Genomic DNA, 20122 nt, shown 5'->3' with positions numbered 1-20122 from the left:
TCAATTTTTCAAAGACCCAACCCTTTTAATTTACTGTTTTTGATAAATACTTCTTAACCTCGAAAAATGCTGAGGAGTGATGCCTAAATAAGATGCAATATGATTTGCGGATGCTTTTTTAAAGACGATTGGTCTTTTCAGGAATAGATCTTCAAACCTTTCTCTTGGTGATTGTAATAAAAAAGACGCCACTTTTTCATGATACATCACAAAACTTTGTTCAGTTACTTTACGAAGTAAACGTTCAATGTTGATGGACTGTTTTGCGAGTTCGTTGAGTTCTTGATATGAAAGCGTTAATAATGTAGTCGACTCCATAGCAATATTAAACGACTTACAAGGGGTTTCAGAAATAATAGAGGGTAAATCTCCTGTAAATGAACCTTCAAAATAAAAGCATTCCGTTTTTTCCTCTTCTTCTATTAAGTAGTAATTTCTTAAATAACCTTTTGCAACAAAAGCAACTTGATCGGTAACCTTTCCTTCATAATACCAATAATCTCCTTCGTCTAAATGTTTTACTGCTATGAGGTTTTTGATCAGTTTTTGTTCTTTGTCAGTTAATTTAGAAATACAATTGAGTTCTTCTATGAGTTGTTGTAGCATAATAAAAAAAAGAAATGAATTTAGCCTTTGATATATCGTGATATAATAAAATCACTGATAAGAGTATTGAGTTTTGGTACAAGATGTTGTGTGATACTTACAAACTTAGCTTTAAAACCCGGAATTACAATATATTTTTTCTTAGAAAGTCCTTTTAGCATAGATCGACACGCATAATCTAATGGTAAATTCCCAGCGAAATTCTTCAGTATTTTTGACACTTTAGGAGACTCTTTCTTTTCCATTTCTACCAAAGGTGTATCAATTTCTGGAGGACATGCCGCAGTGATATGAATACCAAAAGGCTTCCATTCGCTCCTTAACACGCCTGCAAAACCTAGAGTAGCATACTTTGAGCTACAGTAAGCAGAGTACCCGTAATTCGTAATAATACCTGCTAATGAAACGATAAACATGAGCTGTCCTTTAGTCTTTTTTAGGTATTCGAAAGAGACCTCGGCGACATTACGAGAGCCAAATACATTGACATTGATAACTTGTTCGAAATCATCTTTGGAAAAATCGGTAAATGGTACACACCTGCCAATCCCCGCTGAGTGAATGATAATGTGTGGGGTTCCAATTGCCTTTACTCCTTCACCAAAACCATACTGAACAGACGATAAATCGGTCGTTTCCATCAAGATAGAATGAACACTGTTATCTCCCCCTTTACTTTGAACAATTTCGCAGGCTTCCTCTAAATTCTTTCGACCAAAAAGAACAATATTTGCCCCAGATGAGGAGAGTTGTTTTCCCATTTCTAAACCGATTCCACTTGTTCCGCCAGTAATAAATATGTTTTTGTTGTTGTAGTACTTCATTGTTAAGGTTTTCTATTATAAGTGAGTTTGGGAGTTGTTTTAAAAGCATGAAAAATTTCTATTGGAGACAGGTTGAAATGATTATTATTTCTTAAGAGTCTTACTATTTCATATTTTGAATCGAATATTTTACCAAATCAGAAACTTCACCTTAGCCTAATTACAATTTGTGATTGAAATTGTTTTAAATCTAAATACTATTGAAGTAGAATCATAACCCTACTTAAAAATACAATAATAAAGGGGACATTTTTTTATGATAAAAACAGAAAGCTAGAAATTCTAAAAATGCCTCTTTATTCAAACAGATTCCTCACCTTTAAGTTATTGCCACATAAGCTAGTTTTAAGCTCAACTCATTTACATTAAAAACTAGAGTTATGCTAAGAAAATTATTGGTCGTTACATTGTTATTTTTGATCGGTTGTAATGAATCAACCTCTGATCAAAAAGTAAAAGATAGAAATATACAAAACACTACATTTGAGATCATAACTTTAAAAAATAATCGTGGAAATAGAGTGGATATCACTAACTATGGGGCAAGAATAGTAGCATGGTTTGTAAAAGATAAAATGAACAGCTTAAGAAATATCGTTTTAGGTTTTTCTACTTTACAGCAATATCAAGAAGCAGGAGCTCCTTATTATGGTGCAATTATAGGTAGATATGCTAACCGCTTACAAAATTTTGAACTAGATGGAGAGATAATTAACCTGACAAATGATGAATATATTTTGCATGGCGGAAAGTCAGGTTGTCATGATAAATTTTGGGAGGTGGAGAATGTGACCAACAATAAAGTTAAATTAGGTTACGAGTTTAAAGATAAAGAAGGAGGCTTTCCTGGAAACCTTAAAGTTTCGGTTGAATATAAGTTGTCGGATGAAAATGAATTGGAGATCAACTACTTTGCGACAACTGACAAAAAAACGGTTTTGAACCTTTCGAATCATGCTTTTTTTAATTTGAAAGGGGCCGGGAATGGATCTGTACTCGATCTTCAGTTGATGGTGAACGCAGACCGATTCACACCATTAAAGAAAGGAGGATTACCAACGGGTGAAATTAGAGCAGTTGATTATTCTGTTTTTGATTTTAGAACTTTGAAACCGGTGGGAGAGGTGATGGATAGCCAAAATGAACAGATTAACTTAGCAAATGGGTTAGACCATAATTTTATCAAAAAAAATAACAATATTCCATTTATAACTGCCATTGATCCTCAATCTGGAATTAAAATGGAAATGAAAACAACATTACCAGCGGCTCAAATCTATACTGCTAATTTTCTTTCGGGAAAGGATAGGAGTGATGATGGAAAAGCTTTTAAAGCAAGGGAATCTATTTGTTTTGAGGCACAATTTTATCCAAACGCACCTCACCATCCCAATTTTCCAAGTGTTATTTTGGAAGTTGGAGAAGAGTACAAGCATTCTACGATCTATAAAGTAAGTGCGTTGTAAACTAAATCTTAACGCTTTTCCCTTCAATGCCGGGGTGGAGTATTACCAAACTAAAATGGTAGAAAGCTCACTGGCGCGAATGTTAAGCGATAGCGGCATTCGTGTCCTTCAGATTGTAAGAAATCTCCTGATTTCTAAACCCTATAAATATTCGAAAACTTAGTTTACATTGTATACCATATTAAAAAAGTAGTATTTAGGAAACAATAATATTATAGTTTCCCTTTCAAATTTTATTGGTTGGATGAAAAAGGATGTTCCTATTCGATATAAATCGAAACCCATTGAGCGATCATTCTCCCAACATATAAAGAATATTTATTTTTAGTCAATAAATGATCAGCTCCATCTAATGAAATAAAACTTTTAGAATGATGTGCAAAACCGTATATTTCAGCTGCATTTTTGATTTCCACGGTAGTGTCTTGTGGTGAATGAGTGATTAGGATTGGTTTTCTTAATGTGGCCATTATTTGTTCCATATCAGTAGAAGAAATATCATCAATAAATTGTTTTGAGATCGTAAATGGTCGACCTCCTAATTCTACTAGAGCCTTCCCTTTTTCTTTAATTTCATCAATACTATGCTTAAAAAGATGCTGAACATGGTGAGGGGCTGATGGGGCACCAATTGTTGCGATGGCTTCAATCGAAGTTATTTGTTTACCAGCATAGATAGCAGCTGCCCCTCCAAGAGAATGCCCAATCATAAGTTTTGGGGCTTTGTATTCTTTTGATAAATATTCAGCAACATCTATCAAGTCTTGTACATTCGAACTAAAATCAGTTTCACTAAATTCACCTTTACTTTGACCTAAACCAGTAAAATCAAATCGCAAAACTGCTACTCCCATAGCGTTTAATGCTTTTGCAATGTTGACGACCGCATTCAAATTTTTTGAACAAGTAAAGCAGTGTGCAAATATTGCATAAGTTGTCGTTGCATTTTCTTCAGGTAACTCTAGCTTGGAAGCTAATTCTATTCCTTTACTATTTTTAATTTTCAGATCAATGGATTGCATAAAGGTTATATTTTGGGTTTTTACTATTGAAGTTCAATATAGTAATTTAAAAAAAACGGTGAATTAATACTTATTGAATAGTGAAATAAAAGCCTGTAAGTAGCTGATCATAATTATCTATAATTGCAGTTGACTTCAATGATATCTTTTTGATTGCTATTCCAATTCGTATGAGCGTTGTATTAAAATGCCTCTGTAATAACTATGCACTTTCTTTTGTATAAAGACTAAAAGGAAGAGAAATCGTAATTAGTATAGCGTTTTTTAGTGAAAAAAGAATTGAAGAATAAAAGTAGAATTCTTTGTTTAATTTTTTTGAAGTAGGAAAACCATATCCTTGAAATATTACAATAAATTGATTAGATTGTTGTGACTTTAGTAAGTTATTAATATTAGTGGAGCAAGTCTTGAATCTATATTTTTTGAAGGTTAAATCCTCTTATTTTAAAAAGCTCCAAATTGTGATTCCGTTCATTCTTAATTTAAACACTAACCAATATGACAAACACAAAAAAACACACTAGGCTGATAGTATTATCTAAATATCATTTATCAGAAGTTATCCCCATTTGATAGGATTAGTATTGATTCCTATAATTAAAATGAGCTTTAAAGAATGCTCACTTTTTTTCATAAGAAATGTTTTAAAGCTCTTTACTTAAAGTTATAGCTATCAACATCATCAGAAATCAAACTATCGATTGTCCTATTATATAACTGAAATCAAAATTGTATTTAACCACATCAACAACATTAAGCTTCTGTACAAAATAGAAGTAAAATACTCACACCCTTCATTGTATTATTGAGGTTTTATAAGTGCAATGATCAAATACAGTTTACTTTCTTGGTTTTAGTAGCATTGTCGAATAGTATTTAATGGAGAAATGAAATACACTATTACAAATCGAATTGAAATGAATATTATTTATACTTTAATACTATCACTATTAATTGCCCTTCCTTGTTACCAAAGTACAGCACAAAAACCACAGTCCTTCCTTAATCAAAAGATAGTTTTAGCCCTAAATAATCCACTTTTGAGTTTAAGTGCTGAAACTGGAAATCTCCAAAAAATGAGATATGAGACGCTTTTTGGAAATAAAGAAAGTCACCTTAATGGGCGATACAGTACTCAACAGCCTAATATTACTTTTATGGTGAATCCGATGACCCCAGATGATGCAGTAGCTTATGAAATAAAAGTAGCGAAGGAAATGGGGGTTGATGGTTTTAAGTTTCCTCTAGTGATTGATGCTGATCAATCATATATGGATCGTGCTGTAAAAAACATTACTTATTACGTGACTTCTGCAGTGAATCGAAAACTCGATTTCACATTTTCAATTGAATTAATTTTAAAGAGGGATCCAGCGTCAATGTCAGAAGACCTGATGTATGATGTATTACAAACACGTTTAAAGGAAATTTTTCAAAACACAAAATACTCAGACAAGTGGCTAAGAAGTAGTGATAATAAAATTGTAGTTTTTACGAAATCTCCACTTCATGTGTTGGATAAAACAAGGGTGGCAAAGGAAAAGGAATTAACAGATCACCCTGAGATGATTAAGGAGGTTCATAGTACTCTTAACAGTTTATCTTCTTCCTTAAATACAAAACTCACCTATGTTTTTGAGACAAAATATCCCTCTAATCAACGTTTTAATGAGGAAGTTTTGAAACTTTTCCCTGCAATTTCTCAGAGTAAAAGGTCCATGGCATTGGAAGAAAATGTGGCGGCTTTGAAAAACCTTTGTAAATCGAATAATAAACCATTCATTCAAAATGTCTACCCCGATCACTTAAGTTCTCAAATGAGACTGAAGAAAAATGATCAGTTAGTACAGGAGAATTCTGATGAATCCAAAGGTCTATCTTTAAATGATGTATACGTTGCAGGCCAAGATTTAAAGCTCACTCATACTTATAGGAGTTTACTTCAATCTGCGGTTGACAATGATGCCGCCATGATCAATTTAATGTCATGGAATTATTTTGATAACGGCTCACATATTGCTCCTGAAGCACATCATGGATTTGGATATGGGATGTTATTAAGGTATTATAAAAAGATATGGTTGGATGAGGAAGACCAAAACATTAATAGAGAGTTATTGATGACTTCTTATAAAGCAACATCTTCAAAACACCTTTCCAAAGCTCGACCTGAAGTAAAATGTACTATTCAAAATTTAGATAAAGACGAACAGGAAGATCGTATTGAAGTGTTGACTATTTTGAGAGAACCGGGAGAGGTATATTGTAATGGAAAATTACTAGGGAAAGCACCTGCCGGAATACATGCTTTTTATGCTCCTTATCAGGAGGGAGAAGTAAGTGTGGAACTAAAAAGAGGTCCAAAGGAAATAATACAATACTCTACCCCAAAGGTAATTAAAAATAATTCTGAAAAAATGGATTGGATGACCTACAGCTTTACCAATTTGGATGAAAAAATCGGTCTTTATTATCAGAATATTGTGTTAGACTTTGAGATAAAACAAATGTATCGACGTTTTATTGTATCAGAAGCAAATCAAAAAATATGGAGAAATGCCCTTCAAAAAAGATATCTTGAAAAGTTGAATGCACTTTATGTTTATGGTGAAACACCTCAAAAATTCCTTTCGGTATGTAAAAAAATCGATAAAAAATACAGAGAAACGATTAGAACAATTTTAGATAGTTTCCAATTTAAAGTTTGGTTGGAAATGGAAGAAAATGCTTCAAAAAATAAAGGAATATCAAATGTTATTGATCCTATGAATGATCTTTTATTAGAAGGTGAAAGCTCATTGGATAAGGACGATATTTAAGGTTGAATTATAATTAATTAAGTACCTGTTCAAAATTATCTATAGCTAAAATGCATTTGAATTAAACTCAGGTTTCGTTAAAATTTTCCGTCTTATTTATGGCTGTAAATTTTGCCTTACCTGAGATCAAATCATTCTACATTTATAAACTATATTTAATTATGGTCAGCTACTTATTCATAAAAAGAGCGTTAAAAGATAGGTTTGAAAAAATGTATTTCTAATTGATTTATCACATGAAACACTACATAGAGGTATGTTGGTAAGGTTTTAGTTCAATTAAATGGTAGTAAATTTGCGAAAATTACGAATGTGATGTTTATTGCAAAAAATGGAATTTAGATGAAATTGATTACTTATACAAAGTACCTTTATGAATAGAATCAGTAAGAATGTTTACTGTTATTTTTTAAATCAACTAGGTTGTGTATGAAAATGGAAGTAGTATAGTAAGTATCATGAAACCTGTACTACTTAATAAAACAGTGCGAATCGGGAAATAAAAGTGATGAGGACATTACCCTTTAAATGATATTTCACCCAAAAGTTTCACTACAATTAATACGAAGTAGAAACAGATTCATCGACAAGTACTTGTTTTGTCAGCATCATCAAAATCATCCAATTTTTATTTTGTAGAACAAACTTACTTTTAAAACAAAAGACTTGAGATATAAAGGTGACCGGCAACAATGGTTGTTTCACCACTAAAATCCTTATGTTACCAAGTATAGCATCCTCTGAAAACGACGTTGATGTTTAAGTATTTCATTAAGGATAGAAAGATATCGTAGGTAGTGTATATCATCTTTTTATGAATTATTACAAAGATATTTTTTACAATATATTTTGTATACATCCTATGATTTTAAAGATAGTTGGAATTTGGAGCCCGACAGTACAAATTCTGACAAGAAAAAAGTAAAGGAATCTTTATTCCTTTTACAATAACCTTGAAGCACTTTTTCTTAATGATGAAGTGCTTCATTTTTTATAATGATAATTTGTGATTACAATGAAACAATCTTTCTTAACTCTGTGCTTTATTTTTTACGGCATTTTTCTTCAAGCACAAACTAAAGTCAGTCAAGTATTTTCTAACCATATGGTATTACAACAACAAACTGAAGTAAAACTATGGGGATGGGATAAAGCGAACCAAAGTATTAATATCAGGACATCATGGGGTGCTAAAGCCAAAGTAGTAACAAGTAAAGAGGGAAGGTGGGAGACATTGCTTGAAACGCCCCGTGGAAGTTTTAAACCAGAAGAAATTAAAATTAAGGGGTCATCATTAGTGGAGATTAAGGATGTGTTGATTGGAGAAGTTTGGTTGGCATCTGGTCAGTCTAATATGCAAATGCCATTGGAAGGGTATGTAAATCAACCCGTCTTGTTTTCAAAAGAAGCAATTACTGATGCAAATAATTTCAATGCTCCTAATGGAATTACATCTTTCAGTGAAGACATTACAGGTTTCGAAGTAGCTGGTGATGACTTTAAATTCTATCCTGCAACTGCCAAAATAGTGCATAAAGAAATAGCTGTATTAGTATGGAGTGATCAGGTAAAACAACCTAAATATGTTCGATATGCTTTTAAGAATTTCCATAAAAGCAATTTATTTGGTGTTTCAGGGTTACCTGTTTTCCCTTTTAGGTCGGATGCTAAAGTAGAATAAAAAAAGTGATGAATTGAATAGGTGGAATCCTACCCATTCAATCATCACAACTAATACACTAACTATTCTTAAATTGCATGTCTAAATGGAACACTGTCTAGTAAGGCGTCATCTGTATTCAGGATGACCTCATTTAATTTTTCGACAATCAAAGATTTATCTCTAGGTAATTGAGCATCAAAACTTACAGAATTGATGGCGTGTATGCCCATATAAAGGGTAGGGACATTGACTAGTTCAATGGTTTTGATTTGTTCTTCTAAAACTTCTCTTTCAGTAGATATGCTGAAAGTTCCCTTGGCAACATCATTTTCAAGGATGGTACCTTTATTGGCGTTTAGGGTAGTTGGTACGATCCCTAAAGGTTTTACCTTGTTGATCAAACGAGCATTTGCCTCTGCGTTTTCAATACCTCTTTCACCTCCTGCAGCCCCAAACATAAAGCCATAAAAGAATGTAATACCAAATTTATTTAAACGTTCTAATTGTTCCTCTGTATCTTGTAAGGTAGCCCCTTTGTTAAGGTAGTCAAGAGCATCACTCAAACCTGTCTCAACTCCAATCCATAAATCACCAATTCCTACCTTTGCTATTTCAGCCAAATCTTCATCAGATTTATGCATGATATTATTGATAGATGCATACATCGTGATTACTTCGACTTTTGGAAGGTACTGATGGATCATATCTGCTATTGCTTTTAATCTTTTGGCTGAAAGTACAAAGGCATCCCCATTAACTAAAAATATTCGCTTAACATCTGGATATAATAACTGAGCTTCTTTTAAATCTTCCTCAATTTGTGCCATTGATGAGACCGAAAATTTCGTTTCTCTATACATGGTACAAAAAGTACATTCATTATGAGCACAACCTACTGTAACTTCTAATAATAATGTGTTGCCTTCATAAGGCGGTCTGTAAACTTGTCCTGTATATTTCATTTATTTTAATATTTTATGTGTAAAAGCGATAAGCTTTTCGATTTCATTTTCATTGTAAGCACTTGCATGTGCTTTGGTATATCTACCCGAATCATTATCATAGTAATCACCACTATGTTGAAGGTGTTTTTCTTCTAATGCTAATTCAACTAATAAGTCAGATCCTTTTTCAGCAGGTGACCAGAATTGACCATACGCATCTAATGCCATTTTTGTTCTCAAAAGGGAACCTGGGTTAACAGCGATTGAAACAATATTTTTATATTCTTTTGATAAAAATGTATTCCATATTGTCAAAGCTAACTTACTTTGAGCATAGGCATTATTCACTTCCAATACCGCTTTTCCTTCTATTTGATTGTAATTAATACCCGCCTGAGCAGCAGAACTTAGGTTAATAATTCTAGACTGCTGAGCATTGCTTAATGTTTTAATCAATGCATTGGTAAGTACATAGGGAGCTAAATAATTAACGGTAAAACGGAGATCATAACCCAACAAATTATTTGAAGAACTACCATGAAACACACCAGCATTATTGATAAGGACATCGATATAATCAACGTTTGTCTTTATCTCATTGGCCATCTGTTTCACTTCTTCTAAATTTGAGAAATCAGCTACAAAGCCTTTTATATTTTCATTATTGGTTAATGATTTAATTTCTTCAATAAGGTCGTCAATTTTAGATTGATTTCTTCCATGAACAAACACGTGATGTCCTTTTTGTGCTAATGTTACGGCGGCAATTTTACCAATGCCATCTGTACTACCTGTAATTAATATATTTTTTCTTTCCACTTGTTTCTCCTTTTTGTTTTTAATTGATCACCATGCATCAACGTTTTTAAAAGCTGATGCATGATGTTTTAATTTTTATTTGTTATGATAAATCGTCTTTTGCTTCAATTAAGAAGTGATGACTAATAGATCCGGCTGTTCTTTCCTTTAAATGAGGAACATAGCCTGGATCTTTCATAAAGTTTAAAGCAGCATCTTTAGAAGGCCATTCAATTAAAATGCGAAGTGCTGTATCTACTTTTTCACCCTCCAATTGTTCGTGGCTAGCAGTTCTAGCAAGGTATTTACCTCCATGCTTTGCCACTAACTTGTTGGCAGGTTCTAAATAATCTGCAATCCATACATCTGTTGTTGGTGTAACATCTAATACTGAGTAGTAAGCCATAACATTTATTTTTTAAGTGGTGATGAATAACATTACAAAGATACTTGGTGGATATATGGATTATGTTGTATATATATTGGTAAGAATTGTATGAATGTTGGAAATGAAAGAAAATATTGATCCTAATGGTATTATTTATAGAGGTTTATACTAATTTTATGCTATAATTAATGCTGTTAATCCGATATATATACAATGAAAGTTGAATCAATCAATAAATTACTAGAAATTCATGTGGAAGAATTAGACACATGGATCAAAAGGCCTTATAAAAATAACTTTTTTGAGATCGTATATGTTGAACAAGGAAGTGGGAGACAATGTATCAATGATCACGAATTTGAATACAATGAAGGGAATATCTTTTTTCTTCCCCCAATGGATTGTCATTCTTTTAAAATAAAAGAACCCTCTAAATTTTATTTTATAAGATTTACTGATCACTATTTCCTTCAGAAAGATAGTTTGATGGATTATAAGGCGTGGTTTGATAGAGTAGCTTATGTAATTGCTAATTACAATAAGGTGCCAGGAGATATTATTTCAACAGATCAAGACCGTCAGTTTATTATCAATAATATCAAATCTATTTATAAAGAATATCTTTTAGCGGATGCTTATTCAACATCGATTATTACGGGGGTTATTGCATCCATTCTCAATATTTTAGCCCGAAGTATTGAAAAAAGATACGTGGACAAGGCAAATGAAGTAGATAGTCGTTTTGGTGAAATATTACGATATATCAACACGAATCTTCTTGATAATGAAAAGCTAAGATTGAACCATCTCTCTGAACAATTTGGTATTTCAAAGTCCTATTTCTCCGAATACTTCAAAAAACAAGCAGGAGTAAGTTTGGGGGACTATATACTGAAATCAAAACTAAAAATTGTGGAAACAAAAGTCTTGCATACCGATTTAAGCCTAAAAGAAATCGCTTGGCAGTTGAATTTTACAGACAGTAGTCATTTAGCTAGATCTTTTAAGAAAGTTTACGGAAGTACAGTGAAAGAATTTAAACAGATGGGAAAATTGAAATGTGATTTATAGTTTAAAGCTTTAAAATATGAATTACAAAATTTGCTATTAATTAGTGTAGTGACTACTTTGTTATAAAGAATAAGACTCACAGATCTAATCGAAATTATTCTTTAAAACGAAAGCAACAAACAAAATTGAATGACTTAAAAATGATACGAGACATTACACTAAACGATGCTCAAGCAGTAGCCGATATTTATAACTATTATATCGAAAATACAGTAGTAACTTTTGAAGAAACGGCGGTCAGTGCCGAAGAAATCAAACAAAGAATTTTAGCAAAGAGAGAAGATCTACCTTGGATTGTATTTGAAAAAGATGGAGAAGTTGTAGGTTATGCTTATGCATCTGAATGGAAGTCGAGATGTGCCTATAAATTTTCAATTGAAAGTACAGTTTATCTCAAAAATACAAACCTGAAAGAAGGCATTGGAACCTTACTTTATACTGAATTAATAGATCGTATTAAAAAGACAAATGTTCATGCTATCATAGGAGGTATTGCATTACCAAATGATGGGAGTACAAGGTTACATGAAAAACTTGGGTTCGAGAAAGTTGCTCAATTTAGGGAAGTGGGTTACAAATTTGACCAATGGATTGATGTGGGGTATTGGGAATTGATATTATAGCCTTTTTAGAACATTGATTCATAATAATCACCCTTCTAATAATAGTTTTCTTGTGTCTGTATATTAATTTTATCATTAAGAAACCTATTTTCTATTTTATTATTGCCACGATGAGTATAGAACAAGCATATAATAGTTGGGCCGATATTTATGATTCGAACCAAAACAAGACGAGAGATTTAGATGCAAAAGCTACTGTAGAGACCTTATCAAAATATGATTTTAAAAATGTCATTGAACTAGGGGCAGGAACAGGGAAAAACACTCCTTTTCTTTTGTCTAAGGCAGAATCAGTGGTAAGCCTTGATTTTTCTGAAGAAATGTTGAACAAGGCAAAGGCTAAAATCAAAGATAAACGCGTCTCTTTTAGAAGAACTGATTTAAATAAAGAGTGGGATGCAGAAGATGGTTTTGCAGACTTAGTGACAGCAAGTTTATGCCTTGAGCATATTGAAAACCTGGATCAGATTTTTGCAAAAGCGAATACTAAACTCAAAAAGAGTGGTCTCTTTTTTATCAGTGAATTACATCCTTTCAAACAATATCTTGGGACAAAAGCAAGATATGAAACGGAAGAAGGTGTGAAAGAATTAGAGGTTTACATCCATCATCTTTCAGAATTTGTGCACTCTGCACAAAACAATGGTTTTATGTTAAAAGAAGTGGAAGAGTGGTTTGATGGGGAAGCGGAAAACGAAGTACCAAGAATTATTTCCCTCGTTTTTCAAAAATAAGCTTATGACACCCATCCAAGTAGTTGCTGCAATCATCATTAATGACCAACAAGAAATTTTGATCACTCAAAGACCTTTGCATAAATCACAAGGAGGATTGTGGGAATTTCCAGGAGGGAAGATTGAAAAAGGAGAATCAAAGGAAATGGCTTTGGTGAGAGAGATCAAAGAAGAGTTGAACGTTACGATTAAAGTAGAGGATTTTGTTCACTCTTGTGAGCACGATTACGGAAGTGTAGCTATAGAACTATTTGCCTATTTTTCTAAAATTATAAATGGTAAAATTCATTTAGAAGAACACATTGACATGAAGTGGGTAAGTATTGATACATTAGAACGTTATGATTTGGCTCCTGCAGATATTCCAATCGCAGAAAAAATAAAAGATTTTTTTCAAACTAAATTAGAAATAAAATGAAACCTACAGAAGAACAATTAAAGGAAATTGCAGAAGAACATGAAATTGGAATGCAATGTTACTTTCATTTCAAAACTGGAGAACTTATCTCAATTCCTGACATGGAGGATTTTTATGATGGAGATTTTGAAGATTGGGAAGATGATATTAAAAAAGTAGAGGAGAATGAAGATGACTATTATCTATTCAAAAAAAAGGGTTCTAGAGACTCCTATAGAGATATGGAGGCGTTTGTCGAAACAGTTGATGACGCTAAACTTCAAGATGAATTGGTAGAAGCTTTAAACAAGAAAGGTCCTTTTAGAAACTTTAAATGGGTTATTGATAACTCTGGAGAGTACAGAAATAAATGGTTTAAATTTCAAGAACAACAAAGAGTTGAATACGTAAGGGAGGAAGTAGAAATGAATGAAGAAGAATTTCTAGATTAAACCATGACCTAAAAAAGAATCACCTGACTCTTCTCAGAGAAAGGTGATTCGATTGATTGTAAAGAAAATCTTTTCTGACTAAGCTGGGCTTAATGCAGAGATTTCATCTTCAGAGTTTACGATATCCAACATTACTGAGTCAGCAGCGATAGTTTCGCCTTCTTCAGCAATAATATGGTTTACGAAACCACTGAAATCAGAAACAATATTGTTTTCCATTTTCATGGATTCTAAAATCACGATTGGTTGACCTTTTTCAACTTTATCACCTGTTTTCACAAGTACGCTGATTACTCTACCTGGCATTGGAGCTAGAACTTTTTTACCCATTTTCATAGGCTTAGCTACTTTTTCCTCTACCACTACTTCTTCAACTGCTTGAGCAGCTGCAGCTTCTTTTTGTTTCGCTTCGAATTGCTCTTTCTTTAATTTCTTAAGGAAGCCTTTCGCTACTAATGGGAATAACTCTAATAGTAATTCTTCTTCGTAGTTCTCAGCCAATTTCACACCACCAAACTCAGCAAGAGTAGGATTGTCTTGTGACTTGTAAGTGCTAGTATCGAATGGTCTTTCGTCTTCGAAACCACAGATTTGCTTTCTAAACTCAGGCTTAACAGGAATTGGAGTCTTACCGTAGTCACCTTTCACTAAACTTTGGAATTGGTTAGAAGTGTTAGAGTACATTTCTTTACCTTGTTTTAAGCTCATCGCTGCGTTTACTGCTTGAGCACCAACGATTTGTGAAGTAGGAGTTACTAGTGGAGGAAGACCAGCATCCATACGTACTTGAGGGATCAATTTCATTGCTTCGTCCAAGATTTCGTCTGAACCTAAAGCTTTCAATTGAGCTACCATGTTAGAGTACATACCACCTGGAACCTCAGCTTCTTTTACTTTCGTATTTGGTTTAGGGAAGTTGAAGTAATCCTCGATTTGGTGACAGATATCTAATAATGTATCCTCGTTACCAGCGTTTACAGCTGCGATAGCATCATTAAATAACTTGTCTACGTGTGGAGGAAGAGTATCTGTAAGAGGGTTGAAAGGATTAGGGAAGCTATCATAAGCATCAAATGCTTTCAATTCTTTACGAACGTCTACCAATTTAGCGTTGATTTTCGCAACAGCCTCCATGTTTACGTCCATTTCGATACCTAATTTCTTAGCGAAAAGGTAGATTAATTCTAAAGCAACACCTGCTGAACCACCTGCGAAGTTCCAGATGTTTGTATCTACGATATCAGCACCGCTCATTACAGCACATAATACTGCTGCTAAACCATAACCTGGAGTACAGTGTGTATGGAAATCAACAGGGATAGAAAGGTTTGCTTTAAATAGTTTTACTAGTTTGGCAACTCTCATTGGAGGAATCAAACCAGACATATCTTTAATAGAGATCATATCTGCACCTAACTTTTCCATTTCTAAAGCTAAGTCAAGGAAATATTGATCTGTAAATACAGGCTTAGGAAGTGGCTTACCTTTAAAGAATGCTTTAATTCTCTCCATTGTAGAGAAGTGTGGGTCAATTGTATAACAAACCGCACAGTCAGCAATACCACCGTATTTTTTTACATATTTAATAGTAGACTTAATGTTGTTAGTATCATTAAGAGCATCAAAGATTCTCATGATACCTAAACCATTATTGATAGATGTTTTACAGAAACCTTCAATAATTTCTTCAGTATAAGGAGTGTAACCAAATAAGTTACGACCACGAGATAAGGCAGTCAATTTACTTACATTACCTACAGAGTCATGAATAGTTTTTAAACGAGTCCATGGGTTTTCTCCTAAATAACGCATTACTGAATCCGGAACAGCACCACCCCAAACTTCCATTGCATAGAAATTGGCGTCTTGGTAATCAGGAAGAAGATAATCAACCTGATCTTGAGTCATTCTTGTAGCAAATAATGATTGTTGCCCGTCACGTAGCGTTAAATCTCTAATTAATAGTTTCTTTGACATCTTATCTTATGGTTTATTACACTGTTTGTCCAATAATATTTTGTCGAATATTAAGCGGATATAATTCATTTTCGATGGAACATTGTATACATCTGTTCCGGTAAAACATTAATTACAAAGGTTAATTAATATTATACTTCAAAGTTGGGATAGTTTTGTGACGAATGAAGTGATATCCCTTGTTAGAAAATGCTGATTTTGTACACCTTTTTTGGAGACCCCTATTTTTTTTAGTGAGGGTTGTCATTAAATAAATGAATGTGAATAGGAAATAGTGGTAAAGTGCAGTTCTTTTTATGGTTTTAAATCGCTCGTTTTCAGTAAGTAAAAAAATAAGCCCATGAATTAACGATGAGCTTAAGTATAAAGTGAAGAAAAAGAGATTTATCAACCTTGAGGTCTGAAAAAAAACTCTTCTTTGATAATTTTGCCATCTTTTACTTCATAAACGGCAATTTCTGTACTTTTTGATCTTTGGCCAGTAGGTTTAAAAGTGGCATCCATCATAATAGTACAAGAAAAGAAGTCGTCTGCAACAATTGGATCCGATACTGAAAAACCATGTGGCTCCATCATATCCATAAATTGTTTCCCTTTTTCAGCAAGCCCATCAAGACCCTTGACTTCTTTTACAGGAGCACCATCCGGCTCAATACTGACACAATCGTCAGCGAATAATTCTGTTTGTGCTTTTTCGAATTCGCCAATTCGGCACAATTCTACTAAACGGTGAGCAATTTCTTTAATTGTCATAAGTTAATCTTTGGTATATAATGAGTGTAAATTGTTTGACATATTGAATATAGTTTGATTTTTTTAATAAAGTACTACCGCAAATTCAGTATTATAAAAATATCGCATTAAAAATCGTAGGCCTAATGGGTATACAATTTTTTGAAAACAGACTATAATACTATTCACTTCAATGGAGAACCATAAATGGCATTTGTCAAATAATCATAAGAGGTAGTTTATCCTCTTTTTTCTTTTTAGTTTTAAAAGCATCAACTTAATTATTCTTGACAAGAACATACTTTTGTTCAATTACTCTTTTAATATATGAGAAAGAAAATTATTGTTATAGGTAGTTCGAATACTGATTTGGTGGTGCGAAGTCCACGTTTACCCAAAGCCGGAGAAACAATAATGGGTACAACTTTTTTTCAGAACCAAGGTGGAAAAGGGGCAAATCAGGCGGTAGCTGCAGCACGGTTGGGCGGAGAGGTTACTTTTGTTGCCAACGTTGGCTATGATGATTATGGAAATAAAGCCATAGCATCTTATGAAAAAGAAGGTATCAATACTGCTTTCATCAATAAAGTAGATGCATCTACTGGTATGGCAATGATTAACGTGGATGACAATGCCGAAAATTGTATAGTTGTGGTCCCAGGTGCGAATGATACTTTATCCAACACACATATTGATGCAGTTGCAAGTCGTTTTAATACATCAACAATTGTATTATTACAGTTGGAAGTACCTTTACCTACTATTGAGTATGCGGTGAGCATGGCAAAATCAAATGGAGCGCGGATAATTTTGAATCCAGCTCCAGCGAAAAGTATTTCCGATAACACATTGAAATTAGTAGATATCATCACCCCTAATGAGACGGAGTTAGAATTGCTGACAGGAATTAAAGTAGGTGATAAATCCTCTTTAGTAGAGGCAGTAAATCTTTTACATGATAAGGGAATACCAACCGTCATAGTCACTTTAGGGGCAAATGGCTGTTTTGTTTCTGATGGAGAAACCCAAGAATATTATTCAGCTCCAAAAGTGCATGCCATAGATACAACTGCAGCCGGAGATGTTTTTAATGGAGCTTTGACAACGGCTTTATCCATTGGAAAAACTTTGGAAGAGGGAGTACAATTTGCATTAAAAGCAGCGTCTATTTCTGTGACAAAAAATGGAGCCCAAGAATCCATTCCAACTCTATCTGAATTATAATAAACAAACTGATTTGAAATGAAATTTATACTAAAACCAATTCTTTTATTGAGTATTTTGTTCAACACATTGTCTGGATATACTCAAAATACAACACCTAGAGAAAAAGTAATTTTTGATTGTGATTTAGGAGATGACATCGATGATATGTATGCTTTAGCCTTATTGTTATCAAGCCCAGAGATTGAGATAATGGGCATTGTCATGGATTTTGCTAATACTCCTGAAAGGGGTAAAATGGCGTTAAAACTGCTCTATGAGTTAGGTTTAGATGATATTCCAGTGGTCATAGGTCGTAAAACGAGTGATGTCTACTCACCTCAGTACATATGGTCTGAAGGTTTTAATCAATTGCAGCCTTCAAAAATGGATGCAGTTGAATTTATATCTACAACTTTAGAGAAATATCCCAATGAAGTAAATTTGGTGACAGTAGGTCCAGTTCCGAATATGAAAGACCTCTTAGCGAAGGATCCTTCAATTTTGAAAAAGGCAAAACACATTTATTCTATGTTTGGATCATTCAATATGGGCTATAATAGTGCCCCAACCCCAAGTCCTGAATGGAATGTGGTCGCCGATATTGAGGCTTCAAAGGCATTTATAAAAGCAGATAAAGACCACAAAATTACTTATATTCCATTGGATGTAACTGCATTTGTAAAAGTCAATCAAGAAAATATGAATCTCTTACAAATGAGAAATTCAACACTGACCGATGCCATTTGTGCTAATTATGTGTTGTGGAGATTTATGGATTATGCGAAAGACTTAAATTATATCCCTATTGTTTATGATGCAGTAGCAATTGGTGCTATTCTTTGGCCAAAACTTTTTCATTTTGAAGATGGATTTGTAGAGGTTAATGATAAAGGAATTACCTCAATAAACACTTCAAAATCGCCCAATTCAAGAATTGCTCTACATATCAATGAAGAGGAATTTTTAAGAAGAATGATGAAAAGATTATTACTTCAGAATATACAAAGAGACAACAAATAACAACCTAATTTTAGTGAAATGAAACAAATTATTATTGGCATTTTTTTATCCGTATTTTTTTATTCATGTCAATCAAAACAAGAAGAGAGTAATTCTCTTAAGCACCCTAGCTTGATTTATCAAGATTATACTCCTCAGCCGACAGATATTGTCATATCGAGAGTTGAATACAAAGACAGATTGTATGGTTTTTGGTTGGGGCAATGTATTGCGAACTGGACGGGACTTGTCACTGAGATGGACAAAATTGGTAATATTGGAGAAATCAAAACAGGTCCTTTTTATACAAGGGAAGATTGGGGAAAGAAAGATGAACCTAGTATTTGGGGACAAGGAGTACCAAGTGATTTGTCAGAAACCATTGATTTTGTGGTGAGGAAAAAAGGAGAAATATGGGGAGCAGATGATGATACAGATATTGAATATATCTATCAGCATTTACTTTATACAAAACAAAAAAGTATCCTTACTCCAGAAGATATACGTGATGGTTGGTTAAAACACATTCAAAAAGAAGAGGAGAATTATCTTTGGGTATCCAATCAAAAAGCCTTCGATTTGATGCACGAAGGTATTTTACCTCCAGAAACAAGTAACCCTGAAATCAATGAGCATTTTGATATGATTGATGCCCAATTGACCACTGAAATCTTTGGTTTTTTTGCTCCTGCACGTACAGATATTGCTCAGAAATTAGCAGAACTACCCATACTTACAACGGCAAGAGATGAAGCTGCACAAATTTCATCGTTTTATGTCAATATGTATGCTTTGGCTTCTTTGGTAGACGCTCAAAAATCACAAAAAGAAAAAATCTTATGGATGGCTGATCGTGCAAGAGAGAAAATGGAGCAAGAAAGCTATGTTACAAAAATGTATGATTTTGTGAAAAGAGAATACTTAAAAGGTACAAAATGGGAAGATGTAAGAGATGCACTCTATGAAAAATATCAAGTCAATCAAGAAGATGGCTATCATATCACTTCTAAAGAATTGTATTGTAATGGCTGTTTTGCTGCTGGAATTAATTACGCTGCAAGCTTGGTCAGTTTATTTTATGGTGAAGGCGACTTGAAGGAAACCATAAAAATTGGAACCTTGGCAGGGTGGGATTCCGATAACCCTACTGCTACATGGGGAGGTTTGATTGGGTTTATGATTGGTAAAACAGGAGTGGAGCAAGCTTTTGGAACAGACCTTTCAGATCAGTTTGATATTCATAGAACAAGACAAAATTTCCCATTAGACAGTACAGATAACTTTAATGACATGTCAAAAATAGGGGTATTCATCGTCGATAGAGTTGTGAAAGAAGAGATGAAAGGAGGTATTGATCTTGAGAAAGATATTTGGTACATTCCTGCTGAACAATAAAAGAGA

Annotated in this window: 19 protein-coding genes; 11 read left to right on the top strand and 8 right to left on the bottom strand. The window is 33.5% G+C overall.

Going from position 1 to position 20122, the window contains the following annotated elements; all coding sequences use genetic code 11:
- Positions 1–30 precede the first annotated feature (30 nt).
- On the bottom strand, positions 31–606 hold the full coding sequence (locus tag PL77_RS14845) for a Crp/Fnr family transcriptional regulator (protein ID WP_044206817.1): 576 nt from the start codon (positions 604–606) through the stop codon (positions 31–33).
- Positions 607–626: 20 nt separating this feature from the next.
- Entirely contained in the window at positions 627–1430 is an 804-nt protein-coding gene (locus tag PL77_RS14840; RefSeq protein WP_044206814.1) for an SDR family NAD(P)-dependent oxidoreductase, read from the bottom strand.
- Positions 1431–1810: 380 nt separating this feature from the next.
- Here PL77_RS14840 and PL77_RS14835 point away from each other — a divergent pair, with 380 nt between their 5' ends.
- Positions 1811–2896: an aldose epimerase family protein gene (locus tag PL77_RS14835; RefSeq protein WP_082026547.1), complete on the top strand. Its 1086-nt coding sequence runs from the start codon at positions 1811–1813 to the stop codon at positions 2894–2896.
- 260 nt (positions 2897–3156) lie between these two features.
- On the opposite strand, the gene PL77_RS14830 is transcribed toward PL77_RS14835, so the two are convergent.
- Positions 3157–3918 (bottom strand): S9 family peptidase, encoded by a 762-nt coding sequence (locus PL77_RS14830; protein ID WP_044206906.1) that lies wholly within the window; start codon positions 3916–3918, stop codon positions 3157–3159.
- Between the two features lie 887 nt (positions 3919–4805).
- Between PL77_RS14830 and PL77_RS14825 the strand changes: the two genes are divergently transcribed.
- Positions 4806–6737: a hypothetical protein gene (locus PL77_RS14825; RefSeq protein WP_044206811.1), complete on the top strand. Its 1932-nt coding sequence runs from the start codon at positions 4806–4808 to the stop codon at positions 6735–6737.
- A gap of 1015 nt (positions 6738–7752) precedes the next feature.
- Complete coding sequence (locus tag PL77_RS14820; RefSeq protein ID WP_044206808.1) at positions 7753–8418, top strand: hypothetical protein; 666 nt, start codon at positions 7753–7755, stop codon at positions 8416–8418.
- Positions 8419–8486: 68 nt separating this feature from the next.
- Here PL77_RS14820 and PL77_RS14815 read toward each other — a convergent pair whose 3' ends face one another.
- The 3 genes from PL77_RS14815 to PL77_RS14805 form a co-directional block, all read right to left on the bottom strand.
- On the bottom strand, positions 8487–9362 hold the full coding sequence (locus tag PL77_RS14815; protein ID WP_044206805.1) for a radical SAM protein: 876 nt from the start codon (positions 9360–9362) through the stop codon (positions 8487–8489).
- The gene (locus PL77_RS14810) at positions 9363–10163 is read right to left on the bottom strand and encodes an SDR family NAD(P)-dependent oxidoreductase (RefSeq protein WP_044206803.1); all 801 of its coding nucleotides are present in this window, start codon (positions 10161–10163) and stop codon (positions 9363–9365) included.
- Positions 10164–10245: 82 nt separating this feature from the next.
- Positions 10246–10548, bottom strand: a complete 303-nt coding sequence (locus PL77_RS14805) for a DUF1330 domain-containing protein (RefSeq protein ID WP_044206801.1) — start codon at positions 10546–10548, stop codon at positions 10246–10248.
- Positions 10549–10743: 195 nt separating this feature from the next.
- Between PL77_RS14805 and PL77_RS14800 the strand changes: the two genes are divergently transcribed.
- From PL77_RS14800 to PL77_RS14780, 5 genes are all read left to right on the top strand, one after another.
- Positions 10744–11601, top strand: coding sequence for an AraC family transcriptional regulator (locus PL77_RS14800; protein ID WP_044206799.1), 858 nt, complete (start codon positions 10744–10746; stop codon positions 11599–11601).
- 140 nt (positions 11602–11741) lie between these two features.
- Positions 11742–12224 (top strand): arsinothricin resistance N-acetyltransferase ArsN1 family B, encoded by a 483-nt coding sequence (locus PL77_RS14795; RefSeq protein WP_044206797.1) that lies wholly within the window; start codon positions 11742–11744, stop codon positions 12222–12224.
- A gap of 110 nt (positions 12225–12334) precedes the next feature.
- The gene (locus PL77_RS14790) at positions 12335–12958 is read left to right on the top strand and encodes a class I SAM-dependent methyltransferase (RefSeq protein WP_044206795.1); all 624 of its coding nucleotides are present in this window, start codon (positions 12335–12337) and stop codon (positions 12956–12958) included.
- A gap of 4 nt (positions 12959–12962) precedes the next feature.
- Entirely contained in the window at positions 12963–13376 is a 414-nt protein-coding gene (gene mutT / locus PL77_RS14785; RefSeq protein WP_044206793.1) for an 8-oxo-dGTP diphosphatase MutT, read from the top strand.
- A complete protein-coding gene (locus tag PL77_RS14780) occupies positions 13373–13807 on the top strand; it encodes a UPF0158 family protein (RefSeq protein ID WP_044206791.1) in 435 nt (144 codons plus the stop codon). The genes mutT and PL77_RS14780 overlap by 4 nt, the downstream gene beginning before the upstream one ends.
- A gap of 78 nt (positions 13808–13885) precedes the next feature.
- Here PL77_RS14780 and PL77_RS14775 read toward each other — a convergent pair whose 3' ends face one another.
- Positions 13886–15784: a biotin/lipoyl-containing protein gene (locus PL77_RS14775; protein WP_044206789.1), complete on the bottom strand. Its 1899-nt coding sequence runs from the start codon at positions 15782–15784 to the stop codon at positions 13886–13888.
- Positions 15785–16171: 387 nt separating this feature from the next.
- A complete protein-coding gene (locus PL77_RS14770) occupies positions 16172–16537 on the bottom strand; it encodes a nuclear transport factor 2 family protein (RefSeq protein ID WP_044206787.1) in 366 nt (121 codons plus the stop codon).
- Between the two features lie 306 nt (positions 16538–16843).
- On the opposite strand from PL77_RS14770, the gene rbsK reads away from it, so the two are divergent.
- From rbsK to PL77_RS14755, 3 genes are read left to right on the top strand one after another with little or no spacing between them, the layout of a single operon-like run.
- Positions 16844–17740, top strand: a complete 897-nt coding sequence (gene rbsK / locus PL77_RS14765) for a ribokinase (RefSeq protein ID WP_044206785.1) — start codon at positions 16844–16846, stop codon at positions 17738–17740.
- 18 nt (positions 17741–17758) lie between these two features.
- On the top strand, positions 17759–18742 hold the full coding sequence (locus PL77_RS14760; RefSeq protein ID WP_044206783.1) for a nucleoside hydrolase: 984 nt from the start codon (positions 17759–17761) through the stop codon (positions 18740–18742).
- 18 nt (positions 18743–18760) lie between these two features.
- Positions 18761–20116: an ADP-ribosylglycohydrolase family protein gene (locus PL77_RS14755; RefSeq protein ID WP_044206780.1), complete on the top strand. Its 1356-nt coding sequence runs from the start codon at positions 18761–18763 to the stop codon at positions 20114–20116.
- Positions 20117–20122: the final 6 nt, after the last annotated feature.

The sequence above is a fragment of the Flammeovirga sp. OC4 genome, assembly GCF_000812565.1.
Classification (GTDB): domain Bacteria; phylum Bacteroidota; class Bacteroidia; order Cytophagales; family Flammeovirgaceae; genus Flammeovirga.
Note: the sequence above shows the minus strand (reverse complement) of the source record. Positions and strands in the feature narration are given on the sequence as shown.